At 49.5% G+C, this 24,190-nt stretch carries 14 protein-coding genes, 1 tRNA gene and 1 pseudogene; 8 read left to right on the top strand and 8 right to left on the bottom strand.

Annotation, left to right across the window (positions count from 1 at the left end; all coding sequences use genetic code 11):
- Positions 1-51: 51 nt before the first annotated feature.
- From C7B65_RS24290 to C7B65_RS24285, 3 genes are all read right to left on the bottom strand, one after another.
- Complete coding sequence (locus tag C7B65_RS24290) at positions 52-1,329, bottom strand: sensor histidine kinase (RefSeq protein ID WP_073075034.1); 1,278 nt, start codon at positions 1,327-1,329, stop codon at positions 52-54.
- A 353-nt stretch (positions 1,330-1,682) separates the two neighbouring features.
- Positions 1,683-1,814, bottom strand: a complete 132-nt coding sequence (locus C7B65_RS29400; RefSeq protein ID WP_262983569.1) for a hypothetical protein — start codon at positions 1,812-1,814, stop codon at positions 1,683-1,685.
- A gap of 96 nt (positions 1,815-1,910) precedes the next feature.
- A complete protein-coding gene (locus C7B65_RS24285) occupies positions 1,911-2,345 on the bottom strand; it encodes an NUDIX hydrolase (protein WP_073075036.1) in 435 nt (144 codons plus the stop codon).
- 106 nt (positions 2,346-2,451) lie between these two features.
- On the opposite strand from C7B65_RS24285, the gene C7B65_RS24280 reads away from it, so the two are divergent.
- Both C7B65_RS24280 and C7B65_RS24275 read left to right on the top strand, forming a co-directional pair.
- Entirely contained in the window at positions 2,452-3,873 is a 1,422-nt protein-coding gene (locus C7B65_RS24280; protein WP_073075037.1) for a phosphoglucomutase/phosphomannomutase family protein, read from the top strand.
- Between the two features lie 12 nt (positions 3,874-3,885).
- The gene (locus C7B65_RS24275; protein WP_073075038.1) at positions 3,886-4,134 is read left to right on the top strand and encodes a DUF1049 domain-containing protein; all 249 of its coding nucleotides are present in this window, start codon (positions 3,886-3,888) and stop codon (positions 4,132-4,134) included.
- 4 nt (positions 4,135-4,138) lie between these two features.
- Here C7B65_RS24275 and C7B65_RS28140 read toward each other — a convergent pair whose 3' ends face one another.
- The 3 genes from C7B65_RS28140 to C7B65_RS24260 all read right to left on the bottom strand — a co-directional run bounded on the left by C7B65_RS28140 (position 4,139) and on the right by C7B65_RS24260 (position 7,028).
- Positions 4,139-5,101, bottom strand: a complete 963-nt coding sequence (locus tag C7B65_RS28140; protein WP_073075047.1) for a helix-turn-helix domain-containing protein — start codon at positions 5,099-5,101, stop codon at positions 4,139-4,141.
- 100 nt (positions 5,102-5,201) lie between these two features.
- A complete protein-coding gene (locus C7B65_RS24265; RefSeq protein ID WP_073075039.1) occupies positions 5,202-6,284 on the bottom strand; it encodes a hypothetical protein in 1,083 nt (360 codons plus the stop codon).
- Between the two features lie 72 nt (positions 6,285-6,356).
- The gene (locus C7B65_RS24260; protein ID WP_073075040.1) at positions 6,357-7,028 is read right to left on the bottom strand and encodes an Npun_F0813 family protein; all 672 of its coding nucleotides are present in this window, start codon (positions 7,026-7,028) and stop codon (positions 6,357-6,359) included.
- A gap of 391 nt (positions 7,029-7,419) precedes the next feature.
- Between C7B65_RS24260 and C7B65_RS24255 the strand changes: the two genes are divergently transcribed.
- The 5 genes and pseudogenes from C7B65_RS24255 to C7B65_RS24235 all read left to right on the top strand — a co-directional run.
- Positions 7,420-7,492 (top strand) — tRNA-Arg (locus C7B65_RS24255).
- 157 nt (positions 7,493-7,649) lie between these two features.
- Positions 7,650-8,258, top strand: coding sequence for a DedA family protein (locus C7B65_RS24250; protein ID WP_073075041.1), 609 nt, complete (start codon positions 7,650-7,652; stop codon positions 8,256-8,258).
- A gap of 7 nt (positions 8,259-8,265) precedes the next feature.
- Positions 8,266-8,889, top strand: coding sequence for a DedA family protein (locus C7B65_RS24245; protein WP_073075042.1), 624 nt, complete (start codon positions 8,266-8,268; stop codon positions 8,887-8,889).
- The gene (locus C7B65_RS24240; RefSeq protein ID WP_073075043.1) at positions 8,886-10,610 is read left to right on the top strand and encodes an ABC transporter ATP-binding protein; all 1,725 of its coding nucleotides are present in this window, start codon (positions 8,886-8,888) and stop codon (positions 10,608-10,610) included. The genes C7B65_RS24245 and C7B65_RS24240 overlap by 4 nt, the downstream gene beginning before the upstream one ends.
- A 31-nt stretch (positions 10,611-10,641) precedes the next feature.
- A pseudogene (locus C7B65_RS24235) lies at positions 10,642-11,004 on the top strand (methylmalonic aciduria and homocystinuria type D protein); the annotation flags it as partial.
- 23 nt (positions 11,005-11,027) lie between these two features.
- Here the strand turns inward: C7B65_RS24235 and C7B65_RS28970 are convergent.
- Positions 11,028-11,474 (bottom strand): hypothetical protein, encoded by a 447-nt coding sequence (locus C7B65_RS28970; protein WP_244913283.1) that lies wholly within the window; start codon positions 11,472-11,474, stop codon positions 11,028-11,030.
- Positions 11,475-11,607: 133 nt separating this feature from the next.
- Entirely contained in the window at positions 11,608-22,863 is an 11,256-nt protein-coding gene (locus C7B65_RS24225; RefSeq protein ID WP_073075046.1) for a Calx-beta domain-containing protein, read from the bottom strand.
- Between the two features lie 231 nt (positions 22,864-23,094).
- Here C7B65_RS24225 and C7B65_RS24220 point away from each other — a divergent pair, with 231 nt between their 5' ends.
- The gene (locus C7B65_RS24220; protein WP_317615847.1) at positions 23,095-23,982 is read left to right on the top strand and encodes an alpha/beta fold hydrolase; all 888 of its coding nucleotides are present in this window, start codon (positions 23,095-23,097) and stop codon (positions 23,980-23,982) included.
- Positions 23,983-24,190: the final 208 nt, after the last annotated feature.

Raw genomic sequence — 24,190 nt, 5'->3', positions numbered from 1 at the left:
CTTGCAGTCTTACACGTTTGATTTTCCCAAGTTGCGGCGCTATGGCTGATCTTACAACTCAAATAGGACTGCTATAGCTTGGCTCGGCAAATGCACGGTGAAGTGTGAGCCGACTCCGACTTTAGATTCGACCTCGATCGTGCCATTATGCAATTCGACTAACTGTTTGGTGAGGGCTAACCCCAGTCCTGTTCCTTCATATTTGCGGTGATAAGAGGCATCTAGTTGCTGAAACTTTTGAAACAGTAGAGAAATTTCTGCTTCAGGAATCCCGATTCCGGTGTCTTCGACTCGTAAGATTGCCCGTTCTTCATTCACCCAAACCCTCAGTGTGACACAGCCATATTCGGGAGTAAACTTGATGGCGTTACTGAGTAGATTAATCAAAATTTGCGTGACTCGCTGTGGGTCGGCTTGAAAGCGATCGCGGTGCAGGCCTTTCTCTCCACCGTCTTGCTCAACCGATCGCAAAAATTCTGCTCCCGCACTTAAATCGAGGCGAAGTTTTACCTTCTTGAGTTCTGCTTTTTCTTGTAGAGACTCCAGCGCTTGTTGCGCGAGTTGAAAGAGAGAGAACTCACGGATGTCTAATACGGCTTTTCCGGTTTCGGCTTGTGACAAGTCTAGAATGTCGTTAATGAGTGCCAGCAGATGTTCTCCACGACTTTGAATCGTTTGCAAATATTCTTGCTGTTTTTGCAGCGTTAATGCTCCTCTATCATCAGATTGAGTCAGGTGACAGCGCAACAGGGTCGCGGCCAGGCCGATGATGATTGTCAGAGGAGTTCGTAGCTCGTGACTTACCGTTGACAAAAATTCTGTCTTGGCGCGACTTGCCGCTTGAGCCGTGACTAATGTGTCGCGGAGGTCTTGAGTACGATCGAGAATTTGCTGTTCTAAACGGTGAGTCTGCTGCAACTGAGCATGAAGTGCATCTCCGTTCGGTGAAGGGAGCGACTCAAGAGACTTTGAAGAGTGGGGCGTATGCGAGGTCAACCGATCGACTAATTGAAGCGTAAACTGGCTCTGAAGCTCAGAGTCATTAGGCTGAAGTGCCTGCTGGGCCTGTCTAATTTGCTGAAATAGCTCTGATTTAGATAATAAAAGGGTTTCTAAGTGAGTGAGAAAAACGGCAATCTCTTTGGGATCGAAGGTCAATTTAATTTGGCACTCGTCGTCAGATCTGGCAGAATGCGATGCCGTTTCACCTTGCAAAATGGCACTAAATCTCGAAGACGACACCGCAACAAACCGTTCTGCCCCATGATCGTTGAGTTGCAATGGAGAAATCGTCACCTCGGTCAAGATTAGAGCGGTAGGGTTGACCATCTGCTTGAGTAGATCGCCAACCTGTTGAAAAACAGTCCAGGGCAGGGTTTGATGTAAGCTTTGAGTCTAAGAGCTAGGCATATTTCCTGGTCTGGACATGACAAAAATTAAGAGCGGATCATCCATTAAGGATTCGCTTGTATTCCTATTTACACAATGACTCAATTATTGCGGGCAACACGGTGCCGAGTTTGAAGCTTTGCTTAAGTTTAAGAACGCAAATCTGAGGAAGTTCCAATCTATGGGGTTATGGCACCGCAGATCCAATACACAAAAGTCAAACAAAAACGCTCCCGCACTGGGCGAGAACGTTTGTTAAGGTTGTTGTTGTTTTAAATTTGCCACTTTGGAGGCTAAAACTTAGCTCGATCGAATTCAAAGTTACCGTCCACAAACGCGCCGACCTCAGTGTCAACGGTACGACCGAGCATTCCTGAGCGTTTGACTTCTTTCACAAATCCTTCGGTGGCTTCTCTAGCATGCATATCAAGATTGCCTTGGGTAGGAGTCGAATTGATTGAGAAGTCATTCCTGGGCACTTATGAAGTCTTCAGTCGAGATGGCGCTATTCCGGAACGAGATCATTGTTGAAGGTAACTCAAGCAGATTTCAGGAAAGAGGTGAAGTTCTTTAGATTGAAAGCGATCGCACTCAATCCATCGCACCACAAATGCTGTCTCTGTCTCGGTTCCGATAAACTCATCTAGCTGATAAAACTTAGAGTCCACCAAGTCAGCCTGATAAAGCTGAATCCATTCATGTCCGGGCTTGCCCTCATACATAAACAGGTTTTCGCTAAATCCTAAATGTCGAATGTTGCATAATTCTGCCTGGATTTCTTCTTGAAATTCTCGCTTGAGTGCGTCTAAACTGGTTTCACCAAACTCAACGCCGCCCCCCAAAGAGCGATAGAAGAATTCTTGCTTAACGGAGTCGTAACCTTCGGCAACCAGAATGCGATCGCCATCACGAATCAGCCCCAACACCAACGCCCGAATCTGTGGAAGTTTATTCATTAAGTTCAAGACGTTAAAAATTATCTCTGCTCAACTTCAAGAGCTTATGTACAGTTTCCTGAAAAGTGTCTAGTAGGATAAAGCTAAGTGTTGGGAAGGTTGAGCTATGGGCAGGCGTTCAAAAATTCAGTTTGGAACTGATGGATGGCGCGGCATTATTGCCGACGATTTCACGTTTTCTAACGTTTGTAAGGTGACGCGAGCGATCGCTCGTTATCTAGATACGACTTACTCTAAAACTCGTCCCGTTCTCGTGGGCTACGATACTCGGTTTTTGGCAGATCAGTTTGCTCATACGGCAGCCGCAGTTTTAGCAGATTTAGGTTGGCGGGTGCAGATCGTCGATCGAGATTGTCCGACTCCAGTCATTGCTTATAACGCTCGTCACTTGAATTCGGCAGGAGCGTTGATGTTTACGGCGAGTCATAACCCTGCGCCCTACTGTGGAATTAAATACATCCCTGATTATGCTGGCCCGGCGACGACTCAGATCACGGATGCAATTGTTGCCAATCTCGATCGCGTATCCGATGCCCCACCGAGTGGCAATCGTGCCATGATTTCGACCTTTGATCCTAAACCTGCTTATTTGAAGTTTATTTATGGCATTTTGGATGTCGATCGCATTCGTAGCGCCAAACTCAAGGTCAAATATGACGCGCTCTACTCTACGTCTCGTGGTTATCTCGATACGGTTCTAGCTGACTGTGGGTGTGAAGTCGAGAGCTTTCATACCTATCGCGATGTCTTGTTTGGCGGCGGAATGCCCGAACCCAACGGCAAACAACTCGCGGGCTTGGTCGATGCGGTTAAGACCGATCGCGCTGATATTGGGTTATCAACCGATGGAGATAGCGATCGTTTTGGCATTGTCGATGAGCAGGGTAACATTCTTACGCCCAACGTCATTTTGCTGCTTTTGGCACGTCACTTAATTAAAAACAGAGGCAAGCGGGGCGCGATCGTTCGCACTGTGGCAACGACTCGCTTGCTCGATAACTTTGCGGCAACTCACGGGTTAGAACTCTATGAAACCGCAGTCGGCTTTAAACATATCGGTGAAAAAATGCGGCAGACCACCGTGCTGATTGGCGGTGAAGAATCAGGCGGACTGAGCATCATCGGGCACATTCCTGAAAAAGACGGCATCCTGGCAGATATGCTAGTTGCAGAAGCCATCGCCTATGAGGGCAAACCCCTCAGCCAACTTGTGCAAGAAGTGATCAGCGAGGCAGACGGCCCGCTTTACAATCATCGAATCGACTTGCGGCTCACTAATTCTCATAAAAAAGCCGTTTTAGACTCCTTTACTCACAATCCGCCTACCCAAGTTGCAGGCTTTGCCATTAAAGAAGTCGGTCGCAAAGACGGCATTAAGCTCTATCTAGAAGAAGGAAGCTGGATTTTGCTCCGTCCTTCTGGCACAGAGCCACTGATCCGAGTCTATTTAGAAACGAATTCACCCCAAAAAGTCAGTCAGATCGCAGCAGCGATGGAGCGATCGATTCATCAAATCCAACCCGTTTAGGTTCACCGTTTTATGAAATCTCTGGCAACGCTGATCACGTCATTAATTATCGCAGTTTGGATCGGAGCGATCGCGCTTATTTCCGTTCAAAATGCCACGCCCCTTTCACTGCGGTTTCTCAGTTTTCAGCTAGTCGAGATGCCCTTTGGGTTAATCCTCGCCTTTAGCGCTGGGGTCGGTGTGATCGGAACGGCGATCGCGCAGCCTCTACTAGGCTTTTCCAGCCCCCAGCGTGATCAAGACGACGATGACGACTTCTAAACGCTCACCAAGCATAAACCTGTCCATCAATTAGCAACCGAGTGATTCCTTTCGCTTGCAGGTGAGGCGCAGCTTTCTGCAAGATGCGGCTATCAGGAATCTTGATCACACGCTGCGTCCGGATGTTAGAAAACCGCTTTGCAACTCGATGATTATCAAACACAGGTAGCGTCTTCTCTTGAATCTCTTCTGACGGAATTTGCCCCAACTCACCAAATTCTCTCAGGGGGCGGGCAATAAGTTCGGCCGCACGATCGACCACTAAATAACACGTCTTTGGAATCGCCGCTTCAGTCAGTGGCAACACCCGCACAAACGAAGCTGAATTGAGTTGAAGCGACGGCAGCAGTGACCCGCTCTCTTCGTCGTCAAGATCGTCGTCAAGATCGTCGTCAAGACCTTCCTCTAAATCGTCATCAAGATCATCGAGATCGTCTTCCTCATCGTCGTCAAAGGCTTGAGATTCTGTAGCTTCTTCTAACTTAGGGTCAGCCAGCGTCAGAACTTTTTTCACAACAGGCGCAGTGGTTAGCTCTTTCACCACCTCAAAGATTTCCTCGATCGGGGCTTCTGCTTCAGACTCAGCCGACGATCGTTTGCGCGATCGGCGAATGGGAGCAGGAACTACCCGCTCAGACGTAGAATCTAAAGAAACCGAAGCCGCCAGAGGAGTCGGTTCAGGCTCAGAGACTTCTGCGATCGCAGGGGCAGAAACCTCAAGAATATTGCCTTGAATGGGCACCTGATCCGGCTCACGAGAGGGCGCTTCAGAGTTTCGTGAAGCCACCCGCTTTTGCTGAATCAAGCCTTCATATTCCCCAGCAGGCAAAGTGCTTTTGAGAATTCGACTAATGGTTGTGTTGCTCACTCCATATTGATTTGCCAGAGTCAGCGTCGTCTCCCCTGGCTGACGATATAGCTCAACAATTTGGTTTTTGTCAGAATCAGACAGTTTGCGAGGGGTCATGCCACAATCCACGAAAGGCTCAGTCAGCACTTACCATTCTAAGTCCAACCGCCCGTAAAAAGGCTGGAAGACGAGGTTGCCCTTCACCCTTTGCTCTTTTTTAAGCTTGTCTCCGTCCTCCACGGCGCGATCGGCTGAGATCATATTCCAGTGCTGCACCGATGCCAAAGAGCACGCCGCTCAACACCCAAAAGATTTCTAGCAAGCCCCCGCTTTGATAATTTTCGAGTCGGGCTGTCGCATATTTAAACCACATATCAGCGATATACAGCGAGAAAGCGGCCGCCGCGATCATTCGCCAAGACTGCGAAAAGCGCCCTCCCCAAAATGCCAGCAGCAGCGTCGTCGCCACGATCAAGATAAACACGTCAGCCATGACGTAGAAATAATCTAGAAACGTTTTGAATGGAGCCAACGTGTCTTCAATGGCAGATACCCAAGCAGGGGGCTTTTGTTCCTCTGACTTGACGGGTGCTGCTCTCAGGACAAAAGGCAGCACAGAAGGCGCTGTTTGAGGAGAGGGCACCGCTTGAGGCACAAGTGGCTGCACTTTAGGCGTTTGTGAACCCGGCTTAGGTGCGACCTGGGTTGCCTTAACCGTAGGTTTTGCCGGAGTCGCGATCGTTTGGGCAGAGACTGGCTCAATTCCAAAGAGATCGGCACTCGCGGTTTTTTCGGGAGAAATCGTCAACCAGGTCGCGAAGGCAATGCTAATCGTGGCGATTCCGGCAACGATGCCCCACTGCCAGACTTCTAGATTGAGGCGACGATCGGCAAACGCCATCACCATGCCCCACCCTAGAAACAGATAAGCCGGGACGTAGAAGAAATCTCCGGGTGAGACTGCGGCATCGCGCCCTAAATAGGTTTCCCAGAAGGTGAATAGCACTCCCCCCACGAAATAACACAACATGCCCATGCCAATGCCAAACCAGACTTTGCGACCGCTCACGATCTGGGGGCTGCGCCAGTTTCTAAAACACAAAATTGCGGCGGCTAAGAAGGCAACCACTTCAAAAACAGACGTGCCGTAGGAATACCAAACCGGACGGTCTTGTCCGGGTTCAGCCACACTAAACAGCAGAAAAAATAGCAGCGCCAGCACCGCCCAGATAATTTCTGCAAAGACGATCGCTTGCACAGACAGAGACTTAGCCGCAGATTTATCGATCGAAGTACTCATATCACAGTTACAAAGGTAGAGCGATTAGATGGAATGAAGGGAAGCGAGAGCGATCGTGGATGGTTCTCGAAGTTAGCGCCACAGATTACCACCTGGCGATCGAGTCATCCAAGCCAAAAAGCGGGCACGTTCCCCAGAAGGCAAGTCTTGCAAAGCTTCTAACGTTCGGAGGACGAAGGGAGATTTGCCGAAGTAGTTTTTGCCAATGCGGTGCAACTCTTGCAGGAGCAGCGTCAGGTGGTTTTCTTGCCAAGCTGGTGTTTGCAGACTGTTGAGCGGATTGATGGTCAAAAGCTGCTTAATAGCATCAGGCGACTCGGTTTGAGGAAACCGACCTTGCCGAAACACGTCAGCCATCGCTTTTTGAAACGTGACGGCCTGTTTTGTGCCCATCAAGTCTTCGATGTCGATATACATCGCTTGTAGCATTAGCAGACAGGCTTGAGTAAACATGGGAGTCGTTGAGCCACTTACCTCACTCTCGTGGGTTTCGTGGGCAAGCTGATCGAGCCGCACTTTGCCCCAAATGCTATAGCGATCGGGTTCTTCTAATAAAACGCAGGCTTTGCCCTGATTGTCAGTCAAATCGCGCCACAATGCCCTCGCCTCTTCTTCTTGATTGGCGTTAAACACACTGATTAAGCGAAATGTGACCCCCTGATAGGTGAGGATCGGAATTTTTTGATCTCGTTTGGGATGTTGGATGCTGGAGATTTCCACATCCTGCCGTTTCAGAATGAACATAAAACAGCTAATTATCTCCTATCAAGGTTAGGGGTAAGGTTGGCGGCGTGAGCTTGAGCCATGATATAGCTGCAAGTTTCTATTCAAAATGGTCTCTCTGCTAGAGTCGGCAAAGAGAAGGCAACCGGAAGTGCGATATTAAAAGACCATTGTCTTGCAATTTCTGTCATTAACACACTTTTATCAACACACTTTCTTTAAATTCCCTTTTTCTGGCTTTTAGTGTACTCATAGTCAGAGAAACCCTGCTTTATTTATGATATTGAGATATTTATTGAGAGCTCTGCCAGTCTACGAATTAGAACAAGTCTGTCAGGAAGTTTCCACAAACTTGCTAGGATTGTATAGTGCTTAATCAGTCAGAGATAAAAATCTAGCTATTTCGCAACAGGGGCTCTTAGCTCAGTGGATAGAGCAACCGCCTTCTAAGCGGTCGGTCACTGGTTCGAGCCCAGTAGAGCCCGTCTTGAATGATTGATCAGCAACAGAGAAGTGGGGGAACGATCGTCCACTTCACCAAATCTTAATTCTGTCAAAAAACTTAATAATTAACTCCCTGGAAGCTTATCATTTCGCTATGTAAGGGTAAAAGAGCCTTCATTCGCGAGAGGAAATCAGGCAATGGTTGAATGGATTACCAACACCATGAGTGCGCTAGGCTACTGGGGCATCGGTCTCCTAATGTTTCTAGAGAACCTTTTTCCACCTATCCCGTCAGAGTTGATCATGCCGTTGGCAGGGTTTACCGTATCTAAAGGGCAGATGAACTTTCAGTATGCGGTTTTGGCAGGAGTGCTAGGAGCGTTGCTGGGAGCGTTACCTTGGTACTATGCAGGCAAACTGGTGGGTGAAGAGCGGTTAGCAGCGATCGCTGATCGCTATGGCAAGTGGTTTGGGATCTCTGGCGCAGACATCGACAAAGCCAATCGTTGGTTTTATCGTCACGGCAACAAAGCGGTGCTGTTGGGTCGTTTGGTGCCCGGAATCCGAACGCTAATTTCTCTACCAGCCGGAATCAGTGAGATGCGGTTAGCCCCTTTTTTGGTTTACTCCACCATCGGCACCACGATTTGGACAACGATATTAACCTACGCTGGATATTTATTAGGAGAACACTACGATCGAGTCGATGACTATTTAGCCCCCGTCTCAAAGATTGTTTTAGGGGGTTTAATCGTGGCATTGGGGGTGTGGTTGGTGCGACGGAAGCAAACGCAGCGTCTGAAGTGAGGAAAGAATGAATTTTGATGCGGCTCATTTGGGGCAGTGGTTTAAGGAGATTGGCCCGATCACGGCTCATTTAGTAATTTGGGCGATCATCTTTGCAGAGTCTGGGCTGTTGATCGGATTTTTCTTGCCGGGAGACAGTCTCTTGTTTACGGCTGGGTTTCTAGCTTCCCAAAACATTCTCAGCATTCAATATCTGGTATTGGGCTGTTTTGTGGCTGCCGTTTTAGGCGACAGTGTGGGCTATCTGACCGGAAATCGATTTGGACGAAGATTATTTCAGCGAGAAGATTCTTGGCTGTTTCACAAAAAGCACTTAGTCTCTGCTCAAGGATTTTATAAGAAATATGGCAAAAAAGCGATCGTGTTGGCGCGATTTGTGCCGATCGTTCGCACCTTTGCGCCCATCGTGGCAGGGATCGGGGCAATGCACTACCGCACGTTTCTGTCTTATAACGTCATCGGTGGATTTATCTGGACGTTTGGCGTGACGCTGTTGGGCTATTCTTTAGGAGCAGTGATTCCAGATGTCGATAAATATCTGTTGCCCATTATTCTAATCATTATCGTCGTTTCGCTTCTGCCTTCTGTCTTTCACATCTACCAAGAACGCAACAAGTCCAGCCGCCATTGAAACACCGTTCTAACTACTGGCAACTATCCACCTATCTTCGCCCACAGTGGAAGATCATTGCTCAGGCAATGGTTTGTACGCTGGTGTTTACTGCAACGTGGCCTATTTTAGCGTGGCTAGCGGGGCGTATGGCAGAACGGATCGGCGCAGGCAATGTGGGCGCGATCGCCGAATTGACTAGCTTTGCGGCAGTCGTTTGGGTTGGGCAAAAGCTGGTGCAATATGGGCAAGACACTCTGATGGCAAAAGCCGCCTTGTCGATCGCTCTGCAACTGCGCCAAGAAACTTATGCCCATCTGCAACACCTCAGTCTCAGCTATTTTGAGACGATGCAGACTGGAGATCTGGCCTATCGACTGACGGAGGATGTCGATCGGATTGGAGAAGTGGTCAACAAGCTCTTTCATGAGTTTGTGCCCAACGTTCTGCGGCTAGTTGCGGTGCTGGGCTATATGATTTGGGTCAACTGGCAACTGACTCTGGCAACCCTAATCGTCGCGCCGTTGCTGGCAGTGTTGATCGGCTGGTTTGGAGAGCGGCTTCGTAAACTGTCTCATCGCAGCCAAAGTCGGGTTTCTGATCTGTCGGGGCTGATTATTGAAATGTTGAGCGGTATTCGCTTAGTGCAAGCGTTTGCGGCAGAAGAATATGTCATCGATCGCTTCAGTCGTGAGGCAGAACGCAATCGGCAAGCCCGTTATGCAATGGAGCGACTTAGAGCCTCTCAATATCCAGTCGTCGGTTCGCTAGAGGCGTTAAGTATGCTGTCATTACTGCTGTTAGGCGGCTGGCAGATTTCTAAAGGGCAGTTGACTGGCAGCGGATTTATTAGCTATGTGACTGCTGTTGCGCTGTTGTTTGAGCCGATCGCCACCATTACCAGCAGTTATAACGAGTTTAAGCAGGGAGAAGCGTCAGTCGATCGGGTTTTTGAGCTGCTGTGGTTAAAACCGACGATCGTGGAGAAGCCGGACGCGCCGATGCTTGCCCCCGTGATGGGGAAAGTAGAGTTTGGCAACGTCACCTTTTCTTATCAGCCCGATCGTCCGGTGTTGCAAGACTTAAATCTCTTGGTTTTGCCGGGGGAAATGATCGCCCTCGTCGGGGCATCAGGAGCCGGAAAAACGACGCTAGTGAATTTGATTCCCCGATTCTACGATCCCCAAATCGGTGATATTTGGTTAGATGGCACTAATGTGCGAGATGTCTCACTTCGCAGTTTGCGGCGACAGATTGGGATTGTGCCTCAAGAGACGACCTTGTTTTCGGGGACGATCGCTCAAAATATCGCCTTTGGTCAGCTTGATTTTGATTTAGATGCCGTCAAAGAAGCCGCCAAAATTGCCAATGCACATCAGTTCATCAGCCAACTTCCAGAAGGCTATAACACCTGGGTCGGTGAACGCGGCGTAAATTTGTCGGGCGGACAGCGGCAACGGCTGGCGATCGCGCGGGCGATGTTGCTCAATCCTCGAATTCTGATTCTCGACGAAGCCACGTCAGCCCTCGACTCTGAATCGGAATCACTGGTTCAAGAAGCCTTAGAGCGAATCATGCAGGGGCGCACCGTATTTATCATTGCTCACCGTTTGGCAACCGTGCGGCGTGTCGATCGTATTTTAATCTTAGAAAAAGGTCGAGTCGTAGAATCCGGCACTCATTCTGAACTCATTGCCGAAGGGGGGCGTTATGCTCGATTCTATGCCCAGCAGTTTAGCTAGCGGCTGAGATGCCCTATCCACGATCTCTTAAATGGAATACTCCATTCACGCACCCAACCCATTTATTTGCAAAAACTTGCCTCGACTGTTACCCGATTGGTCGCAACCCGTGCGATCGGTGCTGGTTGTCTTGCAGCCCTCTCAACTGGAGTTGATGCAGGTTACGCCAGAAACCGATGCTCAAAAGCAACAGCTTCGGCAACGGTTTTTAGAATTTGGGCTGAAAATCGTCTGCAAGCTTCGGCAGTTGGGGTATTTAGCAGACTTATTTGATCCGCGAACCGGGCAGCCCTTGCTCTCGCAAGCTGGAACGCTGCGGCTGGATGATGTGGCAGTGGTGCGATCGACGTTAGGCTATTCCACTACCCAATTTGGAAACTGTTGCAGCATCTTGCATCCCCATTGGGGCAGCGCTGTTTATCCCTCGATTTTGATTTCTTCGGCAGAGTCTAGCCAGGTCAAATCAGCGATCGTCGAAGTAGAGGGCTTGCTAGAAACCCACCATTCTTTAAGCGGCTGCGGCAGTTTGACCGAGTAGAGCGTCATTACCAGCGGTTCTTGCATCGCTTGACCGATAATTTCGACACTATAAGAAGGACTGTTTCTCGTCGCCAAATCGGCAATCAGACGTTTGCCGATGCGCCGCCAACTGGGTTCTTTGCTGTGCCACTCAAGGCGACAGCAAGGATAAGGAAGGGTTTCTCGATCGAACAATCGACAGCAAGCACCGATGACTCGATAGCTAAAATGAGCACCCGGACTAAAAAAAATCTGCCCATGTTTAAATGGGTGAGACATTCGAGAATGTTGCCCTGAGACTCGATCGTCGAGCCGACTTTTACTTTTCTGATTGGGGAGATTCACGACTGACCCAAATGCAAATGGTTAAACAGATAGCAGATAGAGAGACTTCAGGCTTAAAGTCCCTCTTACTCTCTACGATCCTAGAGCATGGCTTTCAAATCGGGGCAATTTTTAGGGCAAAACTGGGAAGCCCTCACTCGATCTCACTGCTCTTAAAATTATCGATTCCCTCTACCGTCCAGTTTGGGTCGATCAGTCGAGGTAAGAAAATTCCTAGCCCGATCGTCGTTGCGTCATTCATAAACCAAAGAGCATTTTGCCCAGTGCGGTGGTTGCGCCAGAGAATGTCTAATGTTCCATCGCCGTTATAGTCTCGAAAGCCTTCTATGTGCCAACTCAAATCAGTGACCGGAGTCAGATAAAGAGCTTTCTCAACCTTCATGCCGTTCAGTTGCCAAAAGGCGTTCTCGCCCGTGCTGTAGTTGCGCCAGAATATATCGGGTTTGCCGTCGCCGTTGAAATCTCCAACGCCTTGAATCTGCCAATTTGAGTCAGGAACGCTGGGCAGATAAGTGCCCGACTCTAAGGTGGTTCCCCTCATTTTCCAAAAGGCAACCTCTCCGGCTTGACTGCGCCACAAGATATCTAAATTGCCATCTTGATCAAAGTCTTGAATTGCCTGCATCTGCCAGCTAAGTCCTGGAGTCGGCAAGAAAATTCCTTCTTTAACGGTCATACCGTTGAGCGTCCAGATGGCGGCTTCACCCGTGCCGTTGTTATACCAGAAGAGATCTAAGAAACCATCGCGATCGAAGTCGCCCACTCCTTCAATGTTCCAGGCAGGGTCATAAACGGGCGGTAAGTAAACTGGCACGTTGAAAGTAGTGCCATCCATCTGCCAAAACGCAACCGAGCCATCTCGATAATTGCGCCAGAGAATATCCACGGATCCATCTCGATTAAAGTCACCCGTTGCTTGAATTCGCCATCCCAAATCTGTGACTTTGGGAAGCGACACCTCGCCCGCATAAGGACTGCTATTCAGTTTCCAAATATCGGTTTCGCCCGATCGAGCATTGTGCCACAGCAGATCAAGGTTGCCGTCGCGGTTAAAGTCACCGATGTCAGAGATCAGCCAGTTGCGATCGGAGCGAGTTGGCAGCGTCAGACTCGTTCCATAAGTCGTGCCATTCAGATACCAAAGCTTGTTCTCACCCGACTGGGTGTTATGCCAGAGAATATCTAAATTGTTGTCTCGGTTGAAATCACCAATCTTCTGAACCTGCCAAGTAGAGTCTAGAGACGTAGAGAAAAGTGAACTCGTGGTGTAAGTTGTGCGGTTTAGTTGCCAGGTTCCGATCTCATGGGTCGTTTTGTTGCGCCACAGCAGGTCGAGGCTGCCGTCGTTATTAAAGTCTCCGATGCCTTCAATACCCCAGCTTGAGCCTGAGACGGTGGGCAGATAAACGACACTTGAAAACTTTGCGCCATCTAGCAGCCAGAATGCGTCTTCACCCGTCTGGTCGTTGCGCCATAGCAAATCAACTTTACGATCGCCGTTAAAATCGCCAATGCCTTTGATCTGCCAGCTTAGGTCGGTCACAGGCAATAAATAAGAAACGTCAACAAAGGTGGTTCCATTCAGATTCCAGGTAGCGATTTCCCCGGTTTGGTAGTTGCGCCATAGCAGATCAAGTTTGCCATCGCCCGTAAAGTCTGCAATGCCTTCTACCTTCCAGGACAGGTCTGGCACTCTAGGCAAATTGGGTGCCGTGACGATAGAGCCAAAATCCGTCCCGTTCATCAGCCAGAGGTTGATCTCCCCAGTCGCAGCGTCGCGCCAGAGAATGTCTAGACCCCCGTCCCCATTGAAGTCTCCTTTCCCTTGAATCTGCCAAGTAGCCGCTTGGGTCGGCAACTGGCTACTTCCAGCAAAGGTGGTGCTGTTGATCTGCCACAAAAGCGGGTCGCCCGTCTGCTGATTGCGCCATAAGATGCCCGAATCGCCCATAATGCCTAAATCTTTGTCGTCATTAGCGATCGTGCTTGTGGCACTTATTGCAGTGGTCAGGGTCGCGTTCATTGGGTTTGTCACATTAAGTTGGAAGGTTTCGTCTTTCTCAAAGCGAGTGTCGCCTATAGCGTTGACGGTTAGATTCTGACTCGTCTCACCAGGACTGAACGTGAGCTTGCCGGAAATCGCCCTGTAGTCGTTTCCTGCGGTGGTTGCCGTGCCATCTGCGGTGCTGTAGTTGACAGTAATTGTTTCACTGCTCGCTTCAGACAAGGCAACTGTGAAGACGTAAGGAGTAGCGCCACCAGGGCCTTCTAGTTGGCTAATAGTGTTGGGTATCAGGCTAATGGTGGGACGCGTATCGTCATTCGCGATCGTGGCAACAACACTTCTATTGGTGGTTGAAATTGTACTGCCGATCGCAGCATTGCTGAGACTAACGCTAAAAGTCTCATTGTCCTCATACTTTGTGTCACCGTTGGCAAGTATCGTAAAGGTTTTGCTGGTTTCGGTGGGGGCAAAGGTGAGTTTTCCAGCCGCTTGCAGATAGTCGTTGTCCGCGAGAGTCGCAGTCCCGTTTGTGGTGTCATAATCGACGGTAATCGGTTGGCTGCTGGCATTTGTGAGCGTCGCCGTAAACACGTAGGGCGTGGTGCTGTTCTTGCCTTCGGGCTGATTGGCGGTTACAGTCGCGAGGCTAATCGTCGGTATGGGATCATCATCGACGATCGTGCCTGTGATTGTGTTTGTCGGCAGAGTCGCGTTGCTGACGTTGTTCAAATTAACGTTAAAGGTTTCATTGCTCTCATATTTCGTGTCACCGATCGCAGACACGCTGATAGTTTTGCTGGTTTCGGTGGGCAAAAACGTCAGAGTTCCAGTGGCGCGAGAGTAGTCGTTGTCGGCGATCGTCGCGTTGCCATCGCTCGTATCGTAATTAACCGTGACAGTTTTGTCAGTAGGATTCGAGAGGTTAACCACAAACAAATTAGGACTCGTTGCGTTTTCGAGTTGACCCACGTTGGCAGTGAGGCTAATGGTCGGCGTGAAATCATCGTTGAGTAAGGTGCCAGTACCTTCACCTGCTCCGGTAATATCTGCATTATTGGCCTTGGTCAATTGAACGATGAACGTTTCGTCTGACTCCAGCTTGTTATCGCCATTGGCAGACACGGTGATCGTCTTTTTGAGTTCGCCAGGGTTAAAAGTCAGCTTGCCCGAAGTTTGGGTGAAATCGTTATCTACGATCGTGGCTGACCCATTGCCCGTCCCATAATCCACCGTTACAGTTTGGCTGCTAGGATTTGAGAGCGTGACCACAAACTCGATCGGCGTAGTTTCGTTACTCAACCCTTCGCGCTTAGTCGGGCTGTCAATGTTCAAAGTCGGACGCTTATCTTCATTGGTTAGCGTTGCCGTTCCGCGCCCATCGACGGCTGAAATATCTGCGTTGCTACTAGGGTTTTGCAGATCGATAAAGAAGCTTTCATCTGGTTCTAGCGTGTCGTCTCCGGTTGCCAGCACCGTGATTTTTTGGTTGAGCGTGTTGGGGGCGAAAGTGAGAATGCCAGCCTGAGTGATGTAATCATTGTCTAAAGTTGTAGCCGAGTTGTCTTTTGTGGTGTAGCCAACTGTCACCGTTTCAGGCGTGATTGTTGAAAGAATGACATTAAAGACATAAGCAGCCGTCGCCCCTTTGTTGCCCTCGTTTTGAGTTACGCCGCTATCAATGCGAATGGTCGGGCGAGGCGGATTGTCGTCATTGAGCAACGTGCCTTTGCCCACCCCAGCGGCGGCAGAAATCGTCGCGTTGGTTACGATCGCAGGATCAAGGTTGACGAAAAAGTTCTCATCGGGTTCAAAAGTGGAATCACCATTTGCCAGGATCGTTATTTTCTGGCTTAAGTCATTGGGATTAAAGGTAATGATGCCCGCAGCAGAAGCATAGTCATTGTCTGTTGTGGTTGCTGATCCATTGCCCGTAGCATAGTTGACGGTGATTGTTTCACTGCTGGAGTTAGACAGGTTCGCCGTAAAGACATAAGGTGTGGTGCCACTCTGTCCCTCTTGTTGAGAAACGTTGTCGATGCTAACAGTGGGGCGAGAATCATCATTGACGATCGTCACCGTTCCCTTTCCAGAAACCGCCGATACATCTGCGTTTCCAGCTTGGCTGAGATTGACGGTGAAGTCTTCGTCACCTTCAAATTTGGTGTCGCCTTTGCTTGAAATGGTGATCGTTTTGTTGAGTTCTCCGGGGTTGAATGTGAGTGTTCCAGATGCCTGAATGTAGTCACTATCGGCTAGAGTTGCCTTGTTGTCTGCTGTGCCATAGTTAACAGTGACGATTTCAACACTGGGGTTAGAGAGACTGACTGTGAAGGTGCCACTCGTGCCTTCAGTGATGCTGATTTTTTGATCGATGCCGATCGTCGGTTGGAGATCGTCGTTTTTGATCGTGCCGATGCCGATGCCCTCAGTCGCAGAAATCAGTGCGCCCGTGCTGGGGTTCTGCAATTTGACGTTGAAGGTTTCGTCTCCTTCTAGCTTGGAGTCACCATTTGCGAGAACGGCAAAGGTTTGGGTCAATGTGTTGGGCGCAAACGTCAGGGTGCCAGTTTTAGTTTGGTAGTCGAGATCAGCGATCGTCGCCTTGTCATCCTGAGTCAGATATTCGACCGTAATCGGATCGCTGCTCGTGGCAGAGAGACTGACGGTAAAGATCAGTTCAGTCGTGTTTTGATCGCCTTCTTTCTGACTCACACTGTCAATTTTTAGCGTTGGAGCTGTGTCATCATTAGCGATCGTTCCTTTGCCCTGATTTTTGAGAATTCCAGCTTGTGTCGCATTGCTAAGATTGACAAAAAAGTCTTCATCTTTCTCTAAATTCGCATCACCATTTGTGATCACCGTGATCGTTTTAGAAATTTCATTAGGATTGAATGTAACTGTTCCTAAAGCGCTTATATAGTCATTATTAGCCTTTGTTGCAGCATTGTTAATAATCGTGCCATCAGCCGTTGCAAAGTCAACTGTAACGGTTTGATCGGTGGGATTGCTCAAGCTAATCGTAAAAAGATTAGTTTTTGTCGTGCTTTGATTTCCTTCAAGATTACTCACGTCGTTGATGCTGATTAAAGGAATCAGATCATCGTTTGTGATCGTTCCGGTTGCACTTGAGGTGGAAAGCGTGGCGTTTTGAGGCGTGTTGAGATTAACTAAAAATGCCTCATTTCCCTCATACTTATCATCCCCCGTTCCTAAAACGGTAATCGTTTTGCGGGTTTCGTTGGGTGCAAAGGTGAGGCTTCCAGTGGTGGCTTGATAGTCTTGGTCGGCGATCGTAGCCGACTGATCAGCCGTACTGTAATTCACCGTGATCGTTTGATAGCTGGCATCAGACAGCGTGACAACGAAGCTAGAAGGAGTAGTGCCACTATTACCTTCTAATGCCTCTGCGTTGGCGATTTGAATGGTCGGAGCAGTGTCGTCAGAAGTAATGATGCCAGTTGCCTGCTCAGTAGCAGAGAGGTTGGCATTCTTGGCATTGGTCAGCTTAACAAAGAACTGCTCGTCTGTTTCAAACTTAGTATCGCCTTGAGAGAAAACCGTGATGGTTTGACTCGTGGTGTTCGGCGCAAAGGTGAGGGTTCCGGTGGCGGCAGTATAATCGTTATCGGCGATCGTCGCGGTGTTATCGATCGTCGCATAATCTACCGTAATTTCTTCACTGCTGGCTTGGCTGAGATTGACCACAAACTGGTAAGGAGTATTCGCCCCGCTCGTGCCTTCAAGCTGTGAAGCAGGCGTTGTAATGCTCAAAGTTGGACCCGGATCATCATTGAGAATCGTTCCGGTAGCGACGCTGGTAGCAGGTGCGATCGTGCCATTAATGGGATTGCCCAACGTTACCTTGAAGGTTTCATTGTTCTCAAATTTGGGGTCTCCGTTGACTAACACGCCAAAGGTTTGAGTCAGTTGACCGGGAGCGAAGGTTAGTTTGCCCGTCGTGTCGGCATAGTCGTTATCTACTAAAGTTGCGGTGTTGTTGGTGGTGGCGTAATCGACGATCACGGTTTCGGTGCTGAGATTTGAGAGACTCGCCGTAAAGATCAGCGGCTGAGAACCACTGTCGCCTTCAGCTTGACTGATATCGGCGATCGCGATCGTCGGTCGGCTGTCATCATTTTGAATCGTGCCTGTCGCATTCACGGCTGTGGTGAGCGTCGCGTTAGTCGCACCATTCAGCGTCACGGTGAACGTTTCATCTGGCTCAAATTTGCTATCGGCAGTCACACCAACTGCAAGGGTTTGGCTAGTCTGACCCGGAGCAAAAGTAACGCTAGCAGTCGAAGCGGGCACATAGTCACTGTCTAAACTGGTCGCGGTGCCGTCTGCGGTGCTGTAAGTCACAATCACGTCTTGAGTACTAGGCTGAGACAAGGTGACGACAAAAGGAAACGCGGTAGGAGTCGCACCTGTGCCTTCTAGCAGCGTAATGGGTGCCGCACTGAGGCTAACCGTTGGAGTCGCGATTGCCCTTGCTTGCGATAACTCTGAGGTGTTGCTACTAGCATCAGTGGCAGTGGCGGTGATCAACTGTCCGAGGGCACCTCCCGAAGCGGTAAAGCTAAAGTTTCCGGTGCCGTCTGCGGCGGTCGTGACATCGGTAAAACCGAGGAACGTTTTGCCTTGAGCGGTGCCCGTCGCGTCGTTGCTAAAGAATTCAACCCGGAATTGAGTGCCTGGAGTGCTGTTGAGCGTTCCAGCGATCGCGGCTCCCGTTCCGACCAATTCGGCGATCGTCAACACTGGGAAGTTTTGAAGATTGTTGGCTCCGACATCCAAATCGCCTGCGTCGTTAGCAGTTACGCCATCTTTACCGAGGTCAATGCCTAAGCCCGTATTGCCCGTAAAAGTGTTGCTCTCAATGCGGTTTCCGGTGACAGTGCCGACGATCGCGACTCCCGATCCTTTGTTTGCCGAGAGATCGTTTTGCCGAATTGTGTTGCCGCCTTGGGTGTCGATCAAAATGCCATCTTGGGCGAAGTTTTCGATCGCGAGTCCTTTAATAGTGCTGCCCCCAGCGGTGAGGTGTAAGCCGCTTGCCGTAGTTCCGGCGGCCGTGCCATCTAGGACAATTAAAGGAGTGTTGGTGAATCCGGTTTGGGTGGCACCGTCGATCGTAACCACATCACTAATTACAGGCAGAGCAGATTGCAGTGCGATCGTTTGCACGCCAGTCCCCGGAATGGCAAAGCTAATTGTATTTGCGCCAGCGAATGCGTTCGCGTTAATAATTGCCTGACGGAGTGATCCTTCTCCACTATCACTTGTGTTGGTGACAACAGTATCGTTTGCCAGAATCGTGCTCGTTGCTGTATTATCACTCGTGCTGATCGCGTATCCTAAATTAGTTGCATCTGCTGTGATGAATAGCTTTAAAGTTTCGTCTGCTTCTGCTGTTGCATCATCTTTAGGAGTCAGCTTCAAATCGATCGTGTTTGCACCCGCTAAGAATTTTAGAATGATCTCAGTTGCAGAGAAGCTGACGATCGTGGCAAATGCCGAATCAACCGACCAATCGTAATCACTTGAAGAAGCAGTGCTGGTCGGGTCGATCGCAAGTTTAACGGTCAGTTCTCCCGTTGTAGTGCTGCGCTTAATTTGATAGGTTGACGGATCGTTAGAGGGAGTTGCTTCGTTGGCAGTTGCGTCGATCGTGGTCAAACTTACTAGGGGCAGTAGTTCTTGACCAAACACATCAAATTTGTTGTTAAAGTCGCCTGTGACCAGATCGCCCGCATCGCTCATAAAGGCAATATAGCCACCACTGTCACTAATCACCGGAACTTGAGAAGCTCCTTTTCCGCTATCGGTGCCAGCACTGTTGTTGCTGATCAGCGTTGTTTTGTTGAGCAGCAGATCTCGAACAAAAATATCTTGAGCGCTGTTAGTGTCACTGGCAACGAGGTTATTAGAATAGCTGACAAATGCCACAAATCGTCCGTCTTGACCAATCAACGGGTTAAACGATCCGGTGCCGCCAAATGAACCCCCTGTGCTGGTGCCTGTGCCGCTTCCTGTCCCATCTTTATCGACGCTGACTAAGATCGTTCGGCTCTTGGTAGGGTCATTAATATCAATTTCGCGAACAAACACATCTTGAGCATTGTTGTTATCAGTCGCGACCAGCGTATTAAAGGTGCTGGTAAACGCGATATAAACCTTGCCCCCATAGCTGCTGATCACGGGACTCGACGCAAACGCCCCACTTGCAGGCGCGCCCCCAGTCACGGTGCCATAAGTTCCTGAAGAATCGACGCTCACTCCCATAGTCGTGTTCTTCACCAAATCGCGAATAAACACATCTTGAGACGCATTGTTATCGGTGCCAAACAGATTGGTTGCACTGCTAGTAAAGGCAACGTAATGCCCATCACTGCTAACCACTGCATTGTTAGAGTCTGCGTTGGCGATCGCACCCCCGCTATTCTGACTAATCAGTGAGATGCCGCTAGTCTGACGATCCCATAAAAATATCTGTTTTCCGGTTGTGGCACCCGTTGCTAAATTTGTGCCGTCGCTAGTGAAGGTGATTAATCGTCCATCATCACTAATCGACGCATTCTCAGATGTGCCATCGCTGCTGTTTGTGTTTCCATTAGCGTGACTAACCAGCGTGATTGTTTTTGACGATCGCTCCCAGACAAACACATCCTGTTTAGCGTTGCCATCCCCATTCACTAGATTGGTTGCCAGACTTGTAAAAACTACATATTGACCATTACCGCTAATAGTCGGATTGATTGAAGCACGATCGCCGATCGTTGTTCCACCGTTGACTTTGCTGATCAGAGTCAGGGTGTCAGGCTGCGATCGCTCCCACAAGAAAAGATCGGATGTTCCATTAGTGTCTCCTGAAACGAGGTCAGAGGCATCACTCACAAAGACCACAAACTGACCGTCACGACTAATCACCGGATTGAAAGAATTGCCATTTCCAGAAACCTTAGCTAGATTGCGGCTAATCAACGTGACTGTTTTGGTCTGATTATCTCGAATAAATACATCCTGAGCGCCATTTGCATCATTAGACGCTAACTCAGGAGCCTTGCTCGTATAGACCACATAGCGACCGTCTGCACTGACAGCATTGCCCGCCGTTAGCGTCGAATCTTCACTTCCGGTTTTAGGCATGAGCGCCGGATCATTGCTCTGACGAGACACCAAGCTAATCGTGCCGATCGGTTGGGCAACACTGGGCAACAGGGCAATAAACACATCGGCAGCGCTGTTGCCATCGCGATCGACCAGATTGCTGGCTTGACTAGTAAACGCCACAAACGCCCCGTCTGCACTGATCACCGAAGGGGACACTGCGAGGCTAGCGGGATCGTCTGCTGGAGAATCATTATTTCCGATCGCGTCAACACTGCGGCTGACTAAAGAAGTGGTGTTAGCCGTTAAATCACGCACGAAGACATCGCGCTTGCCGTTCGTGTCATCGGCAACTAGATTGCTGGCACTGCTGGCAAAACTAATTCGCTTGCCGTCTCCGCTAATAGAAGGGTCAGACGACCCATCATTGCCAAACACTCCAGCGGTGTTGCCACTCACCAAAAAGGTAGTGAGCGCATCGATTTCTCTGACAAATACATCTTGTTTGCCGTTAGCGTCGATCGCGTTCACCAAATTCGTAGAGTAGCTGGTGAACGTGACATATTTTCCATCGCCGCTAATCACGGGGTTAAGCGAACCGCTATCGGCAAACGGGTTTTCTAAACTGTTGCTGCTGTTCGTTCTAGTGCTGTTAAAGCTGATTAAGCTGATCTTATTGGCAGTTGTGCTGGCGCTGTCCCACAAAAAGATGTCTTGCGTGTTGTTGTTATCAATTCCATCTGCCACGAGGTTAGTAGCCGCGCTGACAAACGCGATGCGGCTACCATCGTTGCTGATTACAGGGTTTATCGATACGTCGTTTGCCCCACCAACGCCAGGGGTCAACGAGGTGCTGATCACGGTCATCGTGTCATTAGCACGGCTCCAGCGAAATACGTCTTCAGTTGAGCCATTAGGATCAGACCCAGCGAGAGGGAGATTAGTCGCATTGCTGCTAAACGCAACATAATTGCCATCCCGACTCATTGAGAAACCCGTCGAAACCCCTTTATTGCCGCTTCCTGATTTGTTACGGTTGCGACTAACGAGCGTGACTGCATTACTACCCGCTGACCCATCCCACTGAAAGACATCGGGTTGATTGTTTCCAGCATTGTCAGCCGGGAACGAAGTCAAATTAGTTGCATTGCTCAAAAACGCTACATATTGACCGTTTTCACTAATGACAGGGTTATAGGAGTCTTCATCCTGGCTTGCGGTGCCGTTATTTGTAGGGCTATTTGTCGCGCTCACTAGCCGAATCGTGTCTGTGCTGGTAGTGCTGTTCCATTTCCACAAAAACACATCTTTTCGAGTATTTTGGTCACCAGAGGCAATATCAGCCGCATCACTGACAAACACCACAGACAAGCCATCACCGCTGATCACTGCGTTAGATGAAGCCCCATTCGCGCTGCCTGTTTTGCCTGCATTGTGGCTCACGAGTTTAAGCGTTTGAGTCTGACGATCGAGCCAAAACACATCCGATTTGCCGTTTTTATCATCAGCAACCAAACTGCCAGAATTGCTAGTGAAGACGATATAGCGTCCGTCGTTGCTCACAGAGCTACTGCCCAGGGTGCCGCCCGTGCTGTCACTCGTGCTCAATAAAGACGGATCGATCGGAGACAGCAAATCGACAGGCAGCAAATGATCATAATTTGCCAGCGTGGATGCCTGAAAGACAAGACCCGTCGCAATATTACCCGTGTGGACTTCTAAAGCCCAGTTGCCGCCAGCCTCGCGATCGCCCGTTTGATCGATCGATGCGGCGATATCTGCCCCGGTGATCTGTCCCAAACGCTGCACAAAATTACGACCCTGCTCTCCTTGAGCGACATTACAGCCATAAAGCAAAATGTCAGCATCCTCAGTCAACGCCTGCGACCATGAACCTAGCTGAGAGGTATAGCGATCGAGACTTGTCGCATCCAACTCGGTGGTGCCTAGCTGCAAGCCGCCTGTCTCGCCATGAGAAATGATATGAATGCTAGAAATTCCGGTGCGCCCCAAGAGGGTTTGAGTGATCTGGGTGACTGCATCTGCGATCGGGTCGAGAACATGAACCTCAGTTCCAGAAGTCACGCCTGCTACCAGGCTCTGATAATCGGAGACATTGGAATCAATAAACAGTAAAGACGTAGCTGCACGAGTTTGCAGGGCGAGAGTAGGAAGCAGATTTGCTAGAGGATCGCCAACCGCAGGCAGAGCAGACACGGCAGCATCAGAGGATAACACATAACGGTTTGAGGCGGATGACCCAGCAAATTCCATGACGTTGAACTCCTCGCAAAGTGACCGGGGATGAGAGATAAGGGCATAGCCAAAGCTAGTTTTCCCAGAACGCCAGTAGAACACACATTTCTGAGAACAAACACGCAAATTTTTTATCTTCAACAGTCAACTTTTTACAATCTCTTGATAGAAAATTTCGGCAACTACGAAGGCGATCGCTCTCTAGCATGGGCTAGTAGGCTTTTGAACGTCAGATTGGAATAGACTGGAATGATGTTTGCAAATTTCTTGCCTGCTGAAGTCGCCCGTCTGAGCGAAGCTACCTCGATCGCCCTGGCACAGCAGATGACTCGTCAGGCGATCGCCACTCCCTTGAGTGCTGACCCGATCGCCACGGCTTACATTCATCAAGGCAGCGGCGGAACTCCAATTTTGCTGCTGCATGGGTTTGATAGCTCAGTCTTCGAGTTTCGACGACTCTTGCCACTTCTCGCCGCCCAGCAAGAAACTTGGGCAGTCGATTTGTTGGGGTTTGGGTTCACAGACCGCCCGATCGGAGTCTCTTTTAATCCGATCGCGATCAAAACTCATCTCCACGCATTTTGGAAGACGTTAATCGATCAGCCCATGATTTTAGTGGGTGCCTCTATGGGCGGTGCAGCAGCGATCGATTTTACGCTCACCTATCCCGAAGCGGTGGCAAAACTTGTGCTCATTGACAGCGCTGGGTTTGCCGTAGGCCCGGCAGTGTCGCGGTTTTTGGTGCCGCCCCTTGGCTATCTGGCAACCGAATTTTTGCGCCAGCCCAAAGTCAGGCGGCAAGTCAGTCTCAAAGCCTATGCCGATGCGAGTTTTGTGACTGCCGACGCACAGTTGTGTGCAGCGCTACACTTGCAGTCACCTCAATGGAGTCAGGCAATGATTGCTTTCACAAAAAGCGGGGGCTATAACTTTCTGACTGATAAGATTTCGCAGATCGACAAACCGACGCTGATTCTTTGGGGCGACTCTGATCAGATTTTGGGCACCCAAGACGCAGAGCGATTTAGAAAAGCCATTCTCACCAGCCGACTCGTTTGGGTTGAACACTGTGGGCACGTTCCCCATTTAGAGCAGCCTCAAATCACAGCCGCTTGCATTCTAGAAAATTTTGAGTGATGAAAGCTGTCGATTAACACTTTATCTGTCGTCTCAACAAAATTCTGTCATGCACCTTGGAAGGGCTGAAAGTCTTGCCAGACATAGCTTTCTAGAGTTTCATGTCAGCTCATTGCTGATTTAACTAGTAACTTGAGTGTTGTGATGTCATGAGAGAAAAATAAGACCCGCGACTCGCGGACTACGGATGCGAGAACTGTTTTTGTTG

It is taken from the genome of Phormidesmis priestleyi ULC007, from assembly GCF_003003695.1.
GTDB lineage: Bacteria > Cyanobacteriota > Cyanobacteriia > Leptolyngbyales > Leptolyngbyaceae > Phormidesmis_A > Phormidesmis_A priestleyi_A.
Note: the sequence above shows the minus strand (reverse complement) of the source record. Positions and strands in the feature narration are given on the sequence as shown.

Excerpts from the sequence above, each read along its gene's own strand:
- C7B65_RS24290 (WP_073075034.1), bottom strand. The coding sequence starts at position 1,329 with ATGGTCAACCCTACCGCTCTAATCTTGACCGAGGTGACGATTTCTCCA.
- C7B65_RS29400 (WP_262983569.1), bottom strand. The coding sequence starts at position 1,814 with ATGCATGCTAGAGAAGCCACCGAAGGATTTGTGAAAGAAGTCAAACGC.
- C7B65_RS24285 (WP_073075036.1), bottom strand. The coding sequence starts at position 2,345 with ATGAATAAACTTCCACAGATTCGGGCGTTGGTGTTGGGGCTGATTCGT.
- C7B65_RS24280 (WP_073075037.1), top strand. The coding sequence starts at position 2,452 with ATGGGCAGGCGTTCAAAAATTCAGTTTGGAACTGATGGATGGCGCGGC.
- C7B65_RS24275 (WP_073075038.1), top strand. The coding sequence starts at position 3,886 with ATGAAATCTCTGGCAACGCTGATCACGTCATTAATTATCGCAGTTTGG.
- C7B65_RS28140 (WP_073075047.1), bottom strand. The coding sequence starts at position 5,101 with ATGACCCCTCGCAAACTGTCTGATTCTGACAAAAACCAAATTGTTGAG.
- C7B65_RS24265 (WP_073075039.1), bottom strand. The coding sequence starts at position 6,284 with ATGAGTACTTCGATCGATAAATCTGCGGCTAAGTCTCTGTCTGTGCAA.
- C7B65_RS24260 (WP_073075040.1), bottom strand. The coding sequence starts at position 7,028 with ATGTTCATTCTGAAACGGCAGGATGTGGAAATCTCCAGCATCCAACAT.
- C7B65_RS24250 (WP_073075041.1), top strand. The coding sequence starts at position 7,650 with ATGGTTGAATGGATTACCAACACCATGAGTGCGCTAGGCTACTGGGGC.
- C7B65_RS24245 (WP_073075042.1), top strand. The coding sequence starts at position 8,266 with ATGAATTTTGATGCGGCTCATTTGGGGCAGTGGTTTAAGGAGATTGGC.
- C7B65_RS24225 (WP_073075046.1), bottom strand. The coding sequence starts at position 22,863 with ATGGAATTTGCTGGGTCATCCGCCTCAAACCGTTATGTGTTATCCTCT.
- C7B65_RS24220 (WP_317615847.1), top strand. The coding sequence starts at position 23,095 with ATGATGTTTGCAAATTTCTTGCCTGCTGAAGTCGCCCGTCTGAGCGAA.